This is a genomic window from Bradyrhizobium sp. BR 1432 (assembly GCF_051547705.1).
Classification (GTDB): domain Bacteria; phylum Pseudomonadota; class Alphaproteobacteria; order Rhizobiales; family Xanthobacteraceae; genus Bradyrhizobium; species Bradyrhizobium zhanjiangense.
The window spans coordinates 3,658,562-3,674,266 of record NZ_JBPUGF010000003.1; the positions used below are offsets into that span (position 1 = coordinate 3,658,562).

Below are 15,705 nucleotides of genomic sequence, written 5' to 3' on the forward strand. Positions count from 1 at the left end.
TCCGTCTGATGGAGGTGCTGATGGCGTGCGAAACTCATGCACTGCTCAACGAGCTGCGGCAGTCGGTTGATGGCAAGGCGATGGATGCTATTGAGCGGCTCATCCGTGAGGCTCCTGACCACAAGCTATGCCATATCAACGTGCTGGATTTTGCATCGAAGGTCGGCCTTGATGAGGAGCGCGCCATTGCAGCATTTCTGCATGCCACGCAGATGGGCATATTCGAGCTATCTTGGAACGTGCTCTGCCCCGCCTGCGGAGGGGTTCTCAACACCCACGCCACGCTGAAGACCGTGCGCCGTGAAGAATACGCATGTGAACTGTGTGCGGCGGGATTCAAGCTCACACTCGATGAATTGGTCGAGGTGGCGTTCACGGTGGCCGCGCGCGTGCGCAGGATTGCGGGGCACAGTCCGGAAACACTTCCCATTTGGGAGTATTACCGACAGGTTCTTTGGAGTTCGGGGGTCGATCTCCCCGAAGCTTTTGAGCCAGTAATGGAGAACGCTATACTTGATTCAGTCGAGCTGCCGGCTGGCGAGAGGGCTCAGTTATCCTTGCCGATCCCAGCGGCATATGTGGTTGTCTTTGAGCCGGTGATACATGCAGCCCAATTCCTTGACGTGAGCGGCGAGCCCACGAGCGAGCGCCAGAATGTTTCGGTCGTTTACAACAATGTGAGAGCCCCAACCGAGGCTATACAACTGCGTCCGGGGCCATTGCACCTTTTGCTGGAGAATCGCACCAATTTCCGGATATTGCCCACAGTGTGGGTTATGGGTACCGCGGTCCACAATCTCCTTGCCCACCGGAAACCCTTCTTAACTGGAAAGCGTCTGCTGTGTAACCAGACCTTTCGCGACCTTTACGGTACCGAAACGCTTGACGCCGACCAGCAACTACAAATTACCAACCTCACGTTTTTGTTCACCGATCTCAAGGGATCCACGGCGCTCTACAAGCGCCTTGGCGATTTGGCTGCATTTCATCTAGTCCGCGAGCACTTCCACGTCCTAACTGAAATTGTTGCCGCCCAAGGCGGCGCAATCGTACGGACCATCGGTGACGCAGTGATGGCGACTTTTCCGACCGCCGATCGGGCGGTCGCTGCGGCGCTCCGCATGCGCGAGGCGATGCTGAGCCTTAATGAAGAGCATAAGAGGGAGGATCTCGTGCTCAAAATAGGGATTCATGAAGGGCCATGCCTCGCAGTCATCCAGAACGGTCGCCAGGATTACTTTGGTCAAACGGTCAATATCGCCGCGCGCGTGCAGGAGCTGGCAGTCTCGCGCTCGATTGTAGTCACCGGACGCGTGGTCGAGAATCTGCAGACGTCCATGCTGCTGGACGCCAACAATCTCAAACCAGTGGCTAAGGGAGCGGCGTTGCGCGGCATCGCTGAGGAGATGACGGTCTTTGAGATTCCGTGACGGGGATGAAACACCTAGTCGTCGAGGCCACTGCAAACCAAGCCGCGCCGTTCAAAGGCTGCCCTCCGTGGCCGGCATGACCTTGGTCGGGTCACCTGTATGAAGCGGACATCCCCGCGCTCTGGGCTGAGGTCAGCCAAGGGCCAGAGGACTAAACCGCTCGCGCGGTAGGGCATGGTAGCTGGCAGCGCAGCTGAGAGGATAGCGCGACGAGGCGTCCTGTCTTGAGATGAGGGGTTCGCAACCTTCACCCAAGACAGGAGCCCCCCATGACCGACGAGGCAGTAAGCCCACTGCGCCGGCGCATGATCGAAGACATGACGATCCGGAAGTTCGCAGCCAAGACCCAACATGACTACGTTCAACGGGTCAAGCATTTCGCCGCGTTTCTCGGGCAATCACCCGATCTTGCGACCTTCGAGGACGTGCGTCGCTATCAGCTGCATCTGGCGACGGGCGGCGCCGGCGTGCCGACCATCAACCAGGCTGTCTCGACGTTGCGGTTCTTTTTCAAAGTCACCTTGAAGCGCCACGATATCATCGAGCACACTCAATTCATTCACGAGGCACGCAAGCTGCCGGTGGTACTGAGCGTGGAGGAAGTGGCACGGCTGCTCGATGCCGCACCGGGGCTCAAATACAAGGCGGCTCTCAGCGTGGCCTACGGTGCCGGGCTGCGTGCCAACGAGGTCGTCTCGCTCAAGGTCTCCGATATCGACAGCAAGCGGATGATCATCCGCGTCGAGCAGGGCAAGGGCGGCAAGGACCGCAATGTCATGCTGTCGCCCAGCCTGCTCGCGCTGCTACGGGCCTGGTGGAAGATGGCTCGGCCGCAAGGCTGGCTGTTCCCGGGCCGCGATCCGGCGCAGCAGATGACGACGCGCCAGCTCAATCGTGCCTGTCATGCCGCCGTGCAGATGGCGGAGATCAAAAAGCGCGTGTCGCTGCACACATTGCGCCACAGCTTCGCTACTCACCTCCTGGAGCAGAACGTCGACGTCCGCGTCATCCAGGTGCTGCTCGGCCACGCCAAGCTCGATACCACCGCGCTCTACACCCGCGTCGCCACCAAGACCATCAGCGAGGTCATGAGCCCGTTGGAGCACATCGCTCTCAAGCTCAAGGAGGCGCGGCCGCCCGGCTGACGCTGGGCACCTATGTCTCGCCCGGCTCTGGAGGTTGCGGATATCTTCCGCAGCCATGGCCCGGCATGGCGTCACGCCCATGCCGGCCATGTCAGCCTCGACCAGTTGAAGGTGATGTCGGCGATCGAGAGTTGCCGCACGGCAGCTCTCGGCGGCCATGTCGCGCGCTGCGAGGACTGTGCCTACACGTCCATCGCCTACAATTCCTGCCGCAATCGGCACTGCCCGAAGTGCCAGGGCGCCGCGGCGAAGCAGTGGCTCGCCGACCGTGAGGCCGAACTGCTGCCGGTGCCGTATTATCACGTTGTGTTCACGGTGCCGGCCCGGATCGCCGACATCGCCTATCACAACAGGGCCACCATCTACGATCTGCTGTTCAAGGTCTCGGCCGAGACCATGCTGACGATCGCCGCCGACCCGAAGCATCTCGGCGCCAGGATCGGCATTACGTCCGTGCTGCACACCTGGGGCTCGGCCATGACCCACCACCCGCACGTCCACATGATTGTGCCGGGCGGCGGCATCTCGCCCGACGGCCAGCGCTGGGTGGCCTGCCGGCCAGGGTTCTTCCTGCCGGTGCGTGTGCTCTCACGCCTGTTTCGGCGGCTGTTCCTCGAGCGCCTTGCCGCCCTCCACCAGGCCGGGCGCCTGAGCTTCTTCGGCAACGACGCTCATCTCGCCGGAGCACAATCATTCGCCGCGTTGCTCACAGCGTCGCGCAAGACGGAATGGGTCGTTTATGCCAAGCGTCCGTTTGGCGGTCCCGAGGCCGTGCTGGCCTATCTGTCGCGCTATACCCACCGCGTCGCTATCGCCAACAGCCGCCTGATCGCCCTCGGCCGGCACGGCGTCACCTTCAGCTGGAAGGATTACCGGGTCGAAGGCTACGACCGTCAAAAGCGGATGACGATCGCTGCAGACGAGTTCATCCGCCGCTTCCTCATCCACGTGCTGCCAAAGGGCTTCCACCGCATCCGCCACTACGGTCTGCTCGCGCGGAGCGCCTGCGCCGACAACGTTGCACGCGCGCGCGAACTGCTCGTCGTCAAGGATCGTAAGGATGAGCCGACCGAGACTGTCGTCGACAGCGGCAGGCCGCCGTGTCCATGCTGCGGCGGCCGCATGATCGTCATCGAGGTCTTCGAACAAGGCACAACGCCTCGCCATCAAGCGACCCCGCCAACCAGCGCCATCAGGATCGATACCTCATGAGCGCGCAACCGTCGCTCTGCAAAGCAGTTCGCCATGCCCGCCGCTCATCGACCGGCCACAACGGCATACGCCCCAACGGTCAGCTGTCGTCGCCAATCCGCCGACGATTGATCACGTTCGAAGCCATCTACCCATCATTCACCAGCCCCGCTACCCTCGCGCAGCTCGCTGCATTGCTTCGAACTCCATCGGCCAGTTCGCCCGCAGAGCTCAAATCCCCATAGAGCCCGCCGCACCCTTCCTGCCCACCATGCGCGGTTTCCTCCCTTGGAGGCTTTCGGACGCCGGCCGCCGAATGTGCCGCGCCATCAGTCATGCGGCCGGCATCCGAAACCCTTCACAACAACGGAAGTCGCGCTTATTCGATCATCTCGTCCCAACGGGCGAGCATCTTTCTGCGCTGGTCATTCGGGCAGCCCGGCTCGCCGCAATCCTTCTTCGTATCGCGAGAGGTCTTCGGCCCGCCAAGGGGCCACCAAGTCTTTGAGATTGGAAACACGTAGCGCGGGATTGAGTTGCCGCAGCCGAGCCATTGCCCTGTGTGCCTGCTCTAGCCGTCCGGCCATTGCATTGCTTGCGGCAGCGATCCGTAATCCAGGTTGATAGGCCGGACTGTCCTGCAATGCCCTTGCCGCCCACGATGCCGCCTCGTCATAGCGGCCCAGGAAGAAATGTGCATGCGCGGTCCCGCTTCGCATTCTTAACAGCGACGGATCAAGTGGGCTCAGACGCATGGCACGCGCGAAGCGCTCGATCCCCGCTTCCGGCTCGCCGAGCCAATTTTTTACCCAGCCGCCGAAACTCCATGCCTCGGCCAAATTGGAATTGAGCCCCAGCGCGCGGTCGATTAAGCCGGCACCTACCTCGAGATCGCGAACGACATACGCTAGCGCATACCCGCTGGCGGCGAGCGCGGTCGCGTCATCCTTGCCCAACTCAACTGCCCGCTGGGCGAGCCTCGTCACTTCGGCAATCTCGTTCGCTGTGACTGAAATCCAGCCATTGACTTTGGCAATAGCGTAGCAATGGGCGGCACGACCGTAGGCGGAGGCAAAATCCGGGTCGAGCTCGATCGCGCTGTTGAACAGGCGCAATGCCTCGTCGTTCGCTTGCCGGCTTGCAAACTGATAAAGCCTATCCAAACCGCGTGAATAGAGGGCATAGGCGTCGAGACTCTCGGTCGGCTTGCGCTTGGCACGCTCGATCTCGGCTTTCTCAATTGCCGGCGCGATCGCCCCGACCACGCTCTCGGTCACCTGGTCCTGCAGATCGAAGATGTCGCCGATCCCGCCATCAAACCGGTCTGCCCAAAGATGTGCCCCGGTGGCGGTATCGACGAGCTGTCCTGTGATGCGCACCCGGTTTGCCGCTTTGCGAACGCTGCCTTCCAACACGTAGCGCACCCCAAGCTCGCGCCCGACTTGCTTCACGTCGACGGCGCGCCCTTTGTAGGTGAAGCTCGAGTTGCGGGCGATGACGAACAGCGCCTTGAAATGAGACAGCGCCGTGATGATGTCCTCGGCCATTCCATCAGCAAAGTAGTCCTGTTCCGGATCGGAGCTCAGGTTGGTGAAGGGGAGAACAGCGATCGAGGGTTTATTGGGCAGAGCAAGGGTCTCATCAACAGGCCAGCGGTTCGGCACGGCTGGCACGGCGCGACCGTATGGGACGCGCCAGACCCGCATCGGTTCGGCGATATTCTTCAAGGATTGCGAACCCAAATCCTCAAACGTTACATCTATCTTGCCACGAATTTGCCGACGAGCGTCGTCCGAAATGCTGATGCCGCCCGGCTCTGCAATCCCTTCGAGACGCACTGCAATATTGACCCCGTCACCAAAGATATCGTTTTCTTCGATAATTATATCACCGACGTGAATGCCGATGCGGAGTTCTATCCGCTTGTCCTGCGGCACGTCGATATTTTGTTTGGCCATGCCGCGTTGAATTTCGTCGGCACATCGGACCGCGTCGACCACGCTGGCGAACTCAGCAATAGCGCCGTCCCCGGTATTCTTGACGATACGTCCGTGACGCTCAGCGATTTTGGGATCGAAAATCGTTCTTCTAAGCGCTTTCAGTCGCGCCAGCGTGCCTTCTTCGTCGATCCCCATCAAGCGGCAAGAGCCCGCGACATCCGCCGCCAGAATAGCCGCCAGTCGCCGCTCTACATAATCGCTGCTCAAGATGCACCCCAAGGCTGGGGGAAATTGAATGTTCATATAGCAGAATTGTAGGCCGATGTCCGGCCCTGCCCACGTCCGAAATGGGTAAGCGGCCGTCGAAGCGAGCGCGGCCACACGTCTGCTCTACCGACGATAACCGACATCACGACGGGATTACCGTGGTTCGACTAACGGCCAACAACGCTCTACCGCACTTGCAGCATGCATTATTCCATTACCTCGTCGGCGTTGGCGATCAATGTAGGAGGCACGGTCACACCGAGCGCGTTGGCAGTTCTTAGGTTGATGAGCAGCTCAAATCTGGTCGGTTGCTCCACGGGTAATTCGGCGGGCTTTTCACCCTTTAAAATCCGATCAACGTAAACCGCCGCACGGCGGGCCATCGCCCGCTGGTCAGATCGCCCTTCGTCGCGCGCGAGCCCTTGGTGGTCAGCGCAGCATTCATGAACGAACGATTGCGGACGGTGACTGACGACGGCCACGTCGTCTCGATCAGATAGGACCGGGTGCTATCGGCGGCCATGTTGAGCGTGGTCGCCATGATGTAGGGGATTTGATCAGCGGTCGCGCCGAGGTCCATGGCGCGCTGCTTGATCTGCGAGAAATCGAAATCGATCCCGAGCGTCGGCATGGGTAGTAGGTGTGCTCATACCGGGACCAAGCACTCAAGATCGAACTGCTTGAATTGGACAAGGCCCGCGCCCGGCAATGGCATGGCTGACGATCATCATCGATGCACTGCAGTCACTACTGGCATTCGGCACTTGACGCGCCCGATGGCAATCAGCATTGCCGTTGATTTAGATCAAGCTTGGATGCATCCGATCTAAGAGGATTTGGCAGGGAGCAAAGTGCGGGCTGTCCAATCTATCGGGGGAACGACAGCATGAAATGCTGGGCGGGGTTGTTGATCGTCATCCTCTTAGTATTCTGCCCTCCCGCCAACGGTGCCGCCGTGCGGATCACAGATGACCCCGGTGGACGAATAGGTAAATACATCTACAAGTATGAACGCCTCCGCGCTTCGGGCCAGAATGTGATCATCGATGGTTTCTGCGCGTCGGCTTGCACCATTGTGCTTGCGACCATCCCAACGGACAGGATTTGCGTGACTTCGCGAGCCGAGCTAGCGTTCCACGCCGCGTGGGATATTGGTCCGCGCGGACGGCCTGTTACTAACTTCGGCGCGACCCGCACGGTCTATTTGATGTACCCTTCGCCGGTGCGCCGCTGGATCGCCCAGCGCGGCGGCTTAACGCCTCGCACCATATTTCTGCGCGGAAATCCACTACAGGCTATGTATCGCTCATGCCCATCCTGAGCCCGCGAGGAAGAAGAACCAACGGGCGGCGGCCCCAAGGCTCGCCGTCCGCGCTGGATCGATTTAGTCAGTACCTATATCCATAAGGATACTGACCCGGGCAAACGTAGTTGCCGTAAGTGTCATATGTGCAGTTGCTGTTGTAGTTGTTGTAGTAGCCGTAAGCTCCGGCTGCAGCGGCGGCCCCAACTGCGGCTGCACCATAGCCCCAACCCGGGCGATAGTAGCCGCCACCGTAGCCCGGATAACCCGCGATCGGACGACCCGGACGGTCAGCGATCGGACGACCCGGATAACCGGGGCGACCCGCTATTGGATGCGAAGGCCGAGGACCTCCGGCCACGCGGTACCCGCGACCACCATGGATGCGTCCGGCATGAACGGCACCGCCCCGGACGTGGGCGGCCCGCATGCCGCCGCCATGGAAGCTACCAGCGCGCATCCCGCCGCCGTGAAATCCTCCTCCACCGCGAAAGCCGCCACCTCCACCACGGCGAGCAAATGCGTCATCGGGAACAAGGCTTGCGGCAATAAGAACGATTGCTGCGAGAGCGGCGAGTGCATACCGAAGCATGATACTCCTCCCTCCTATTTGGATTGTTGAACGGTGAGTTCCGCGAAGCGCTGGCTGGTCCGAACAAGCTCGCGAAGACAAAGCCGTTCAGCAGCGTTATGCGCTCTTGCATGAAAGATTTGACGTAGATCAACAGCAGCGACAATCATTTGGTCTGCGGTCAAGTTCCCAAAAGGAGAACTACCATGAGTGATCTAGTCGTGATCGCGTTTCCCACGGAAGCAAAGGCGGAAGAAGTTCGCCAGAAACTTCTGGCAATGCAGAAAGAGTACCTGATTGAGCTTGGTGATGCGGTAGTCGCGGTGAAGGACGCTCAAGGTCACATCAAACTTAACCAGCTCATCAACACCACCGCCGCGGGGGCAGTTTCGGGCACGTTCTGGGGAGCGCTTATTGGCTTGATCTTTTTGATGCCGCTGGCGGGCGCTGCCCTCGGTGCGGCGTCCGGCACTCTTGGCGGATATTTGACCGATATTGGACTCGAGGACAAATGGATGAAGGAAACCGCTGCCGCCATTCAGCCCGGAACCGCTGCCCTCTTCGTGCTGGTTCGCAAGGTGACGGCCGACAAAGTGCTTGAAGGTCTCAAGGGTGAAGGCGGCACTGTGTTGAAGACGTCGCTCGACCATACGAAAGAAGCGGCTCTCCAAGCCGCTCTGGCAGGCGTTCAGGCAAGTGTGCCTTCTCCGTCCTCCTAAGTGCAAGTTCTCTGCGGCTCGGCACCATCTGCTCGCGAGGATCATACGAAATGCTTACGTCACCTGCTGAAACCTAGCCATCAATGCCAAGTTGCGACCAGCGCAGGGAACTTTGAAACTGGAGGCTACCTATGCGTAGGCTAAAGCTTGTTGCAACGCTTTCAATTGCGGGAGCGCTGGCCTCTATGCACCCGTTCAGGCCGCTCCCATCACGCCTCTTTCCGCTTCTGCGAAGCCAAACGCAGAAGAACGCAGCTCCACCATCCAAGTCCGATGGGGCGGCTGGCATGGCGGCTGGGGCCATGGCTGGCATGGTGGCGGCTGGGGCCATGGCTGGCATGGTGGCGGCTGGGGATGGGGTGTAGGTGCGCTCGCCGCTGGCGCCCTGATCGGTGCCGCAATAGCCAGCCCCTACTACTATGGCGGCTACTATCCGTACGACGACTACGGCTACTACGGATACGGCTACCCCTATGGCTATTCGGCGGCTTACTATCCGAGCTACAGCTACGGCTATTATCGGCCATACCGGCGTTACTACGTGGCCAGCCCGTATTGGCGGCATAGCTACGGCATGTACCGGGTGCGCCATTATCGCCACTGGTGAATGCGCCGATAACCTCAGTTTAGATATCGACGTCTAAGGCACGCGACCATCGATTTCGATCACGGCTGCCACCTCATCGACGGGATCTGATCGGCGCGAGCTACGGCAAGGCGAACGGCGAGACCGCCTAGCGGTTCCCCCGGGTCGCATAATGAGGCGCGGGATCGCGGGACCGCGCACCTTGCGCATAATCAGGGCCTTTCCGTTTCGGGCTTTGATTGAGCCCCGGAACCCCGGGAACGGCCAATAAACCGGCAAAATCATCGGACCTGAATTGGACGCTTTGATCGATAAAGCCGCCGTTGAAGTATGGCCGATCGGGCGCCTGCGGCCTGCGGCCCAATGAGCGCAATTCGCGGCGCCATTCGCCCGAGCAGATTGAGCAGATCGCGGCATCGATCCGCCAATGGGGCTGGACGATGCCGATCCTCGCGGCGGATGACGGCATGGTCCTAGCCGGTCACGGCCGACTGGCGGCGGGCAAGCTCCTCGCCATCGCCGAGGTGCCGGTCATCGTCGCGCGCGGGTGGACCGATCAACAGAAGCGCGCTTATGTCATCGCCGACAATCGACTCACCGACGCGAGCGATTGGGACGACGAGATGCTGCGGTTCGAATTGAACCATCTGCTCGCGGGCGGCTTCGAGCTGTCCCTGACCGGCATCACCGAGGATGAGCTTACCAAGCTATCGGTCGGCGTGGCCGCGCTTGAAGCGATGCCCGAATTGCCCGAGGGCGATCGGTCGCCCTTTCGGGACATGACGTTCATTCTCTATGGCGAGCAGTGGGACATCGTCGAGCGCGCCATCGCTAAGGCGACTAAGCCGCGCGACCCGGACAATCCCAATCGATCGCCGCAAGGCAATGCGCTCGCCGCGATCTGCGCCGAATATCTAAGGCGCGTCTCATAGATCGAGATTGATTGGTGCGGCTTACTCGATGTCCGCTAGGCATCTTTGGGGGGTTCATGGCAACAATCTTACAGTGGCAAAACGGCAGCCGACCGTAAGTGCCGCACGCGAGCGTCCGCCATGAATAGCGGTATCCAGCTGCTCAGGAGCTTGCACCACGCCCGCTCCGGTTGCGTCGCTCTGCTTCCTGCTCAAGCCTACGTTTCACGTAGGCATGGATGCTGCGCCAGGTCACCTTGCGCGACGACCCTTCCAAGTAGGACTTCAGCTCACCCGAGTTGAGAAGCTCGTAAGTTTTTGCGCGGGCAATTTTGAGAGCATGCATCGTCTCGTTGACGCTCGCGACAAGAGCGAGCGGGTCTCGACCGCGGATTCCCGGCTCTTCATCCTGCGCCGTCATTCTTCCCGCCCCTTCAGTTGCTCTCTATCTACTTGTTTAAGCGGCTGTCCTTCAGTCAGCAGCCGGTCCCACTTTGCAGCGGGTACCCGCATCTTCGATCCGAAGCGAATGACGGGAATCTCGCCGCGACGCGCGGCGGCATACGCTGCGTTCCTGCCCAGCCCCGCGCGTTTGCCTGCTTCGGGAACGCTGTATGTCAAAGGCTGGTTCGTCACTGTCGACGCTCGTGTCGGGCCGTACCGATTTAGCCCGACTTAGCCCTTTCGGAGCCGTCCAGTAACGGCTAAACTTCTTATCCATTACATAGCCGATGCACATCATGACCGCCCTCAAAATCGAACTTGAATGGTGTCGAGACTCAGCCGGCTATGAGCTGGTTGACGTGCCCAACCGAGGTAAATGGATCATTGGTAAGGGCGGGTCTCCTTTCCGATATAATCCGTTCAAAATGGAGGACGTGTCTGGGCAGCCCTCGATCTGTCGTGCATCAACGACGATGACGCGAAGCGGCAGACGGAATGTCTATTGGATCGACGAGATATCGAGTTGTGGCGAGATGACCACAAAGTCGCGGTGCTGAAATCGCCAGACACATTCGCACCCTCGACCCGGAACGGAAGCTGAGCTTCGGAATCTTGCTTCCTGTCAGGAGAGGTTCGAGGGAAGATGATAGACAACGGTTCTCCTTCGCCGGGACTCAATCCAGAGCAAAGGTCGCAGTGCCCGTATTGCGATGGCAACCTGCGACGTCTCCAAACGCTGCTCGATTCTGTCCACGGCAGGCCCGTTCGCATTTTTGAGTGCCGGGATTGCACGAAGCTCGTTTGGGATGAGCAGAACTCGTCGCCTTAGTGTGAGTCAGTCGACAGCAGCCACAAAACGTTACAGCATCACCAACACGACCAACAGGAATGCCGAGGCTGCGGCGAGCATCCAGATCTCGGCTGATCTTAGCAAGCTCATGCGCTAGCCACCCTGCGCGACATGAGCCGCAACGCAGCCATTTGCCCGGCGTTCGTTAGCCCAATGAGGGTTCGATCACCATCATCCGCGCATTCGATTAGCCTACTGGCAATGTAACGGCGAGCGTCATGGTCATCGTTCGCCTTTGGCAGACACTGACAGCCTCTCTCCAGCGCGACATCCATGTTGGCCAGGGTCCGTGCGTCAAACCTCTCTGCAATGAACATGATCGATCTCCTAAAAAGAATCATTCGGCGAGACGAGTCCGCCGCTCTTGATCCATCGCATCGCCTCGGCGCCAAGCGGATCGGCGTGAACCTGAGCTTCGTGGATGTTTCCGCACTTATCGCACCGCAGGAGCCAGTGTTCGAAGCCCGGCGGGGCTGGAATCATGTGGGGCACCGTCATTGGTGCACCGCATCTGGGGCAGCGCGGGTGCTGTGTTGCGCGTGGCGAGAGGATGGACGATTGACTGTTGGACATGGTGATCCACGCCTGAAAACAACGTCAAAAACCAACCGTGCTTAAACAGCGATATTAAGCGCTCGAAACTTCCGCTTTTCAATCGCATTTGCGAACCAGGGTCGTGGTCGGACAATGAGGCTGTCTCATAGGTCGTCGCGGTTCTCCCGCTGGATCATCCCTGGCGCAGTACAGACTGGAACAGATACCATCAAGCTCCGGTTGGCAACGGGAAGGAGTCACGCCATGAGTAAAGCTATTCGCAAGGCAGTCGCCGATCCCCGATCATCACCGTAGGCGAGCTCATCGATGAACTCTGCCGATTGCCAGATACAGCGTTCGTCAGTTTTCACTGCCCGATGCTCGAACATGAACTTACATTTTACGCCCTTCGAAAGCGGTCAAAGGACGTTGTCGAAATCGAAATCAGTGCCTATCCGGAAAGTCGCCCGGTTGTGGCATCGGCCGCCGCTGCTTGAACATGGCAGCACGCTTTTGACGGACATGGTCCGCGGGAACGAACTTCTCGATCCAGACTTTAACATATGAGACCGTCGCCCGCTGTTCCAACCAACGGCGCAGGTCGTGGGATAGCCAAAGGTCGTTGCCGCAAGGACCCGCTGTTTAGCGCCCGCGCAGATAGCCAAAGGCGACGGTCTCGGCCTCCACTTGGAGACCATGTGGGAATCCGAGATTGTCGGGGGTTTTCGGCCGGAGCAAAGAGGTTCGGCTATGCGGAATCCTGTCGACATCGACGAAGTTCTCCGCCGCGCCCTCATTCGAGAGATCGGCGAAAGATTGCAGGCGTCTCTCGGGGAAGAAAAGGAGCTGCCGGCGGGCCTTCGACGTCAATGAATCGGCTCCGTCAACTGGATGAGCAAGCACCACCAATCGCTCCCGATCTGCCAAGTGATGGGAGCGGAGAGACCGTGCTGAGGCGAGCACCGCGCCTACGGACGCGCCGATAGCGGTGAGGGCGTGACCGTCCGCAGGCGCACCTGCGACCAGAGCGGTTACGAAAGTTACGGCCCTGACCTCACAAGGAGGTCAGGGCCCTTCGGAAGGCGTGCCGGGGGCTGGCAACGGCACGGGCTCCAACGCGGAAAGATCCCAGAAGGTTCCCGGATCAGAACCGCAACGGCAATGATCAGATCAATCCCAAGGCAATGAAAACCCCGATCTCGATGAGGAGGGCGAGGCCTGTAATCGCGGAGGTTAGAAACACATCACCCAATGTCATGGTTGGGTCCTCTCTCTGCGAGCCCCCGCGCAATGGGCTTGAGTTAGAAAGCCTTCGGCTCCCTCCGTGAACGACGCCGAGGCAGTTGCTGGGCGATCTCGGCCTCGCGCAATACGTCCAACGGCGCCCAAGGTTTTGCCCAGAACTTGGCGCCATCAGGCAACGGCTGCGGCAGGGGATGGCCAGAGGTGACGACGACGTCAAGGCTCGGATTGCGCTGCTTGGCGATTTCGGGCGAGTTCGACACCATCCATTGGTCCGGCGAGCTGCACGTCCGTCATTAGGAGACGCAGTGCGGCGCCGTTCTTTTCAAGAACATCCACGGCGGCTTCCGCACGCTCGCACGGGATGACGTCGTATCCGCTCTCTTCCAGCAATAATCCGAGCATATCGCGCTGCATGGCATCATCCTCGACAATCAATGCCATTGCGCGGAGTGGTCTTGCCCGTCCCATCGGCAATCTCCGAACAATATTGAACCGGGCCGCCCAACCCTCGGGTAAATACACGCATGTTAAAAAAGTTTCGGGTTCCACCTTGAACCGATGAGCCGAAAGATTCGGCGGGCGCTTTACGGGCCCTGCTCAAGGCGTGTGCACGTTAAGCCTAAGCGCGCTTCGGTGGTTTCCCGGAATAGACTCCTTCGGCAAGTCCGATGAACGTTCTCACCAAGTCATATCGCAGGTTGTACTTGCTTTAGCCCGACGGATGATCGCGCCCTGCGCATCCGACGGCCCGGCGTCCCGATCCAGATTTCGATGAACGCTTTGCGGCGTAGGGCTTGGGTTTCTGAGATGACAATGTTCATTTGCACGTCTTCAATGGAGAGATCGGTCCGACTTGAAACGAGAGCTACGCCCCGCCACGCGGTCTTCCCGTCAGCCGATCCGCAGATCTTCCGCGGACATTTTACCCGAGCGCCCCGCCCTCAGCTCGTAGCTGATCCGCGCGCTCTCGGCCAAGCCCGTGTAACCGACTTTCTCGACTGCACTGATGTGCACGAAGACGTCTGCGCCACCGGTCCATTTCCACGGTGAGAAGATATTAGCCCCACATAGTGGGTGAATTCAGGGCCTTGTGACCTGCCGCTTTCAACGCGTCTATCGAGAGTTGCCCCTGTGCCGCAGCTTCGAGGATCTTCGACGCAACGCGCGTTCTGGCGCCGATCTCATCGACGGGAATATTCTCGCACACTTCCTCGAGCACTGCCCTGAGAAGCGCAGTCATTTCGGGTCAAACATGCGACCGCCTCGGCATTGCCTGCGAATGACTCTTTTGATTTAGGGCCAAGGCACAATGGGCCGCCGACTCGTGAGCCCGCGGGAGTTTTGGGACGGTAGATTGCGCCGGACTTCCGACTGCAAACCGGCGCCCCTTGTCCAAACCCGCGACAGGCTCACCGCCGTTCCGAGCCCCAGAATTCGATAACTTACGAGGTACTTACGATGCGGCTTTGCTCGCGGCATGCCCGACCTCACCGCCGCCGTAGCAAGGACGCTGCCCAACCGGCTTCTGCGGCGAGGTAGTCACACACATTCTCGCCGCACACCGCCAGGCTGCCGCGTGGAGCCTCACTGCAGAACATCCCTTAGCGTTGCAGCATCGATCGAAGCCGCTGTCGGTTCTGCTGACGCTGCCGCTGGTTCTCGCGCATTACTTCCAGTTCGGCCTGCGCGCTGCTGACATCCTGGTGTCGCCGTTTCAGGTCGACGATCATCGCCTCCTGCTCGGCCAGCCGCCGCTCAGCTTCGACGACACTGCGCTGCAGCTGCCTCAACTCATCGAAGAGTCATCGTTAAACATGAGCAAGCGCAACCAAGGGCAGAAGGAAAAACGGCCCCAGCACAACCCAAAAGCCGGGGCCGTTGGAGGTCTTGCCTAGGGGGCAAAGCACAGCCAGCCTAGACCCGCCCGGAATTTTGTTATGTCCACTTTTGCACAGAGCCGGTTGTAAGGTCCTGCGGCAAGCGTGGCGCCATCAACCGGTGGGCCAAGGGAGTAGAAAAGTTGGCGGAGACTGCGTGGCTATCTCTTTTCGCAAGCTTGAAGTTGCCGCACTTCCTGATGATCGCAGGGACCTTGCTAGTAGTCACCGGCTCCATTGGCGTCCTCGTCAGCAGGAGGAAGGCGGAAGAGGTTGATCCCTCTCCTGACCAACCGATCGATACTCCCCGCCCGCAGATGCCGCCCCTGCCCAAGCTCCTCAGTTCCGGAAAGAGAAGCAGGAGCGAAGGCCCGCCGGCGTGAACCAGCGGGTCTTGTGAGTGCGAGCCGAAGATAGCTCTAACGGGAAGCTCTCGCGCGCGCAGCATTCAGGTCTGCTTTTACGCCTGAGATTGCTGCGTCAGCCGGCGGTCGACTTGGGGGCGGTTCATTGAGGTCTCGCGCCCATGGTGCCCCTGATCTAACTGTCGAACCGGAAGTGACCCGATCAGAGCTCACGCAAGCAGAGACAAGTAGGACAGGAAGGCCGACCAAAACCGCCCGCATTATCGCTTGGATGCCCATGCCCGCCTAACCGAGATGCCTCCGAATCGATCCTCCAGATCATCGCCA

Annotated in this window: 15 protein-coding genes and 3 pseudogenes; 8 read left to right on the forward strand and 10 right to left on the reverse strand. The window is 59.8% G+C overall.

Annotated features, from left to right (window positions below):
* Window positions 1-8 precede the first annotated feature (8 nt).
* The 3 genes from ACSKB8_RS17550 to ACSKB8_RS17560 all read left to right on the forward strand — a co-directional run bounded on the left by ACSKB8_RS17550 (window position 9) and on the right by ACSKB8_RS17560 (window position 3,787).
* Window positions 9-1,430: an adenylate/guanylate cyclase domain-containing protein gene (locus ACSKB8_RS17550; protein WP_438105440.1), complete on the forward strand. Its 1,422-nt coding sequence runs from the start codon at window positions 9-11 to the stop codon at window positions 1,428-1,430.
* A gap of 269 nt (window positions 1,431-1,699) precedes the next feature.
* Window positions 1,700-2,575, forward strand: coding sequence for a tyrosine-type recombinase/integrase (locus tag ACSKB8_RS17555; protein ID WP_438104197.1), 876 nt, complete (start codon window positions 1,700-1,702; stop codon window positions 2,573-2,575).
* Between the two features lie 12 nt (window positions 2,576-2,587).
* Window positions 2,588-3,787, forward strand: coding sequence for an IS91 family transposase (locus tag ACSKB8_RS17560; protein ID WP_438104195.1), 1,200 nt, complete (start codon window positions 2,588-2,590; stop codon window positions 3,785-3,787).
* 404 nt (window positions 3,788-4,191) lie between these two features.
* On the opposite strand, the gene ACSKB8_RS17565 is transcribed toward ACSKB8_RS17560, so the two are convergent.
* The 3 genes and pseudogenes from ACSKB8_RS17565 to ACSKB8_RS17575 form a co-directional block, all read right to left on the reverse strand.
* Window positions 4,192-5,973, reverse strand: a complete 1,782-nt coding sequence (locus tag ACSKB8_RS17565; protein ID WP_438105441.1) for an adenylate/guanylate cyclase domain-containing protein — start codon at window positions 5,971-5,973, stop codon at window positions 4,192-4,194.
* 206 nt (window positions 5,974-6,179) lie between these two features.
* Window positions 6,180-6,350 (reverse strand): annotated as a pseudogene (locus tag ACSKB8_RS17570) (ABC transporter substrate binding protein); the annotation flags it as partial.
* Window positions 6,317-6,604 carry a hypothetical protein gene (locus tag ACSKB8_RS17575; RefSeq protein WP_438105442.1) on the reverse strand — a complete coding sequence of 96 codons (288 nt, stop codon included), beginning with the start codon at window positions 6,602-6,604 and terminating at the stop codon, window positions 6,317-6,319. The pseudogene ACSKB8_RS17570 and the gene ACSKB8_RS17575, both read right to left, overlap by 34 nt.
* 255 nt (window positions 6,605-6,859) lie before the next feature.
* Here ACSKB8_RS17575 and ACSKB8_RS17580 point away from each other — a divergent pair, with 255 nt between their 5' ends.
* The gene (locus tag ACSKB8_RS17580) at window positions 6,860-7,294 is read left to right on the forward strand and encodes a hypothetical protein (RefSeq protein WP_438105443.1); all 435 of its coding nucleotides are present in this window, start codon (window positions 6,860-6,862) and stop codon (window positions 7,292-7,294) included.
* A 309-nt stretch (window positions 7,295-7,603) separates the two neighbouring features.
* Here ACSKB8_RS17580 and ACSKB8_RS17585 read toward each other — a convergent pair whose 3' ends face one another.
* Entirely contained in the window at window positions 7,604-7,858 is a 255-nt protein-coding gene (locus ACSKB8_RS17585; protein ID WP_438105444.1) for a hypothetical protein, read from the reverse strand.
* Between the two features lie 195 nt (window positions 7,859-8,053).
* Here ACSKB8_RS17585 and ACSKB8_RS17590 point away from each other — a divergent pair, with 195 nt between their 5' ends.
* The gene (locus tag ACSKB8_RS17590) at window positions 8,054-8,566 is read left to right on the forward strand and encodes a DUF1269 domain-containing protein (protein WP_438105445.1); all 513 of its coding nucleotides are present in this window, start codon (window positions 8,054-8,056) and stop codon (window positions 8,564-8,566) included.
* A gap of 909 nt (window positions 8,567-9,475) precedes the next feature.
* Window positions 9,476-10,084, forward strand: coding sequence for a ParB/Srx family N-terminal domain-containing protein (locus ACSKB8_RS17595; protein ID WP_438105446.1), 609 nt, complete (start codon window positions 9,476-9,478; stop codon window positions 10,082-10,084).
* A gap of 142 nt (window positions 10,085-10,226) precedes the next feature.
* Here ACSKB8_RS17595 and ACSKB8_RS17600 read toward each other — a convergent pair whose 3' ends face one another.
* Complete coding sequence (locus ACSKB8_RS17600; protein ID WP_438105447.1) at window positions 10,227-10,484, reverse strand: helix-turn-helix domain-containing protein; 258 nt, start codon at window positions 10,482-10,484, stop codon at window positions 10,227-10,229.
* Window positions 10,481-10,699 carry a helix-turn-helix domain-containing protein gene (locus ACSKB8_RS17605; protein ID WP_438105448.1) on the reverse strand — a complete coding sequence of 73 codons (219 nt, stop codon included), beginning with the start codon at window positions 10,697-10,699 and terminating at the stop codon, window positions 10,481-10,483. Before ACSKB8_RS17605 ends, ACSKB8_RS17600 begins: the two co-directional genes overlap by 4 nt.
* Window positions 10,700-11,666: 967 nt before the next feature.
* Between ACSKB8_RS17605 and ACSKB8_RS17610 the strand changes: the two genes are divergently transcribed.
* Window positions 11,667-11,975 carry a hypothetical protein gene (locus ACSKB8_RS17610; RefSeq protein WP_438105449.1) on the forward strand — a complete coding sequence of 103 codons (309 nt, stop codon included), beginning with the start codon at window positions 11,667-11,669 and terminating at the stop codon, window positions 11,973-11,975.
* 558 nt (window positions 11,976-12,533) lie between these two features.
* Here ACSKB8_RS17610 and ACSKB8_RS17615 read toward each other — a convergent pair.
* The 4 genes and pseudogenes from ACSKB8_RS17615 to ACSKB8_RS17630 all read right to left on the reverse strand — a co-directional run bounded on the left by ACSKB8_RS17615 (window position 12,534) and on the right by ACSKB8_RS17630 (window position 14,376).
* The gene (locus ACSKB8_RS17615; RefSeq protein ID WP_438105450.1) at window positions 12,534-12,797 is read right to left on the reverse strand and encodes a hypothetical protein; all 264 of its coding nucleotides are present in this window, start codon (window positions 12,795-12,797) and stop codon (window positions 12,534-12,536) included.
* A gap of 395 nt (window positions 12,798-13,192) precedes the next feature.
* A pseudogene (locus ACSKB8_RS17620) lies at window positions 13,193-13,604 on the reverse strand (response regulator).
* A 423-nt stretch (window positions 13,605-14,027) separates the two neighbouring features.
* Window positions 14,028-14,168, reverse strand: a pseudogene (locus ACSKB8_RS17625) (cold-shock protein); the annotation flags it as partial.
* A gap of 25 nt (window positions 14,169-14,193) precedes the next feature.
* Window positions 14,194-14,376: a hypothetical protein gene (locus ACSKB8_RS17630; RefSeq protein ID WP_438105451.1), complete on the reverse strand. Its 183-nt coding sequence runs from the start codon at window positions 14,374-14,376 to the stop codon at window positions 14,194-14,196.
* Window positions 14,377-14,743: 367 nt separating this feature from the next.
* On the opposite strand from ACSKB8_RS17630, the gene ACSKB8_RS17635 reads away from it, so the two are divergent.
* Window positions 14,744-15,031, forward strand: coding sequence for a hypothetical protein (locus tag ACSKB8_RS17635; RefSeq protein WP_438105452.1), 288 nt, complete (start codon window positions 14,744-14,746; stop codon window positions 15,029-15,031).
* Window positions 15,032-15,705: the final 674 nt, after the last annotated feature.

Bases quoted from the DNA above. Each gene is read 5' to 3' on its own strand.
- ACSKB8_RS17550 (WP_438105440.1), top strand. From the start codon at position 9: ATGGAGGTGCTGATGGCGTGCGAAACTCATGCACTGCTCAACGAGCTG.
- ACSKB8_RS17555 (WP_438104197.1), top strand. From the start codon at position 1,700: ATGACCGACGAGGCAGTAAGCCCACTGCGCCGGCGCATGATCGAAGAC.
- ACSKB8_RS17560 (WP_438104195.1), top strand. From the start codon at position 2,588: ATGTCTCGCCCGGCTCTGGAGGTTGCGGATATCTTCCGCAGCCATGGC.
- ACSKB8_RS17575 (WP_438105442.1), bottom strand. From the start codon at position 6,604: ATGCCGACGCTCGGGATCGATTTCGATTTCTCGCAGATCAAGCAGCGC.
- ACSKB8_RS17580 (WP_438105443.1), top strand. From the start codon at position 6,860: ATGAAATGCTGGGCGGGGTTGTTGATCGTCATCCTCTTAGTATTCTGC.
- ACSKB8_RS17585 (WP_438105444.1), bottom strand. From the start codon at position 7,858: ATGCACTCGCCGCTCTCGCAGCAATCGTTCTTATTGCCGCAAGCCTTG.
- ACSKB8_RS17590 (WP_438105445.1), top strand. From the start codon at position 8,054: ATGAGTGATCTAGTCGTGATCGCGTTTCCCACGGAAGCAAAGGCGGAA.
- ACSKB8_RS17600 (WP_438105447.1), bottom strand. From the start codon at position 10,484: ATGACGGCGCAGGATGAAGAGCCGGGAATCCGCGGTCGAGACCCGCTC.
- ACSKB8_RS17610 (WP_438105449.1), top strand. From the start codon at position 11,667: ATGAACATGATCGATCTCCTAAAAAGAATCATTCGGCGAGACGAGTCC.
- ACSKB8_RS17630 (WP_438105451.1), bottom strand. From the start codon at position 14,376: ATGACTGCGCTTCTCAGGGCAGTGCTCGAGGAAGTGTGCGAGAATATT.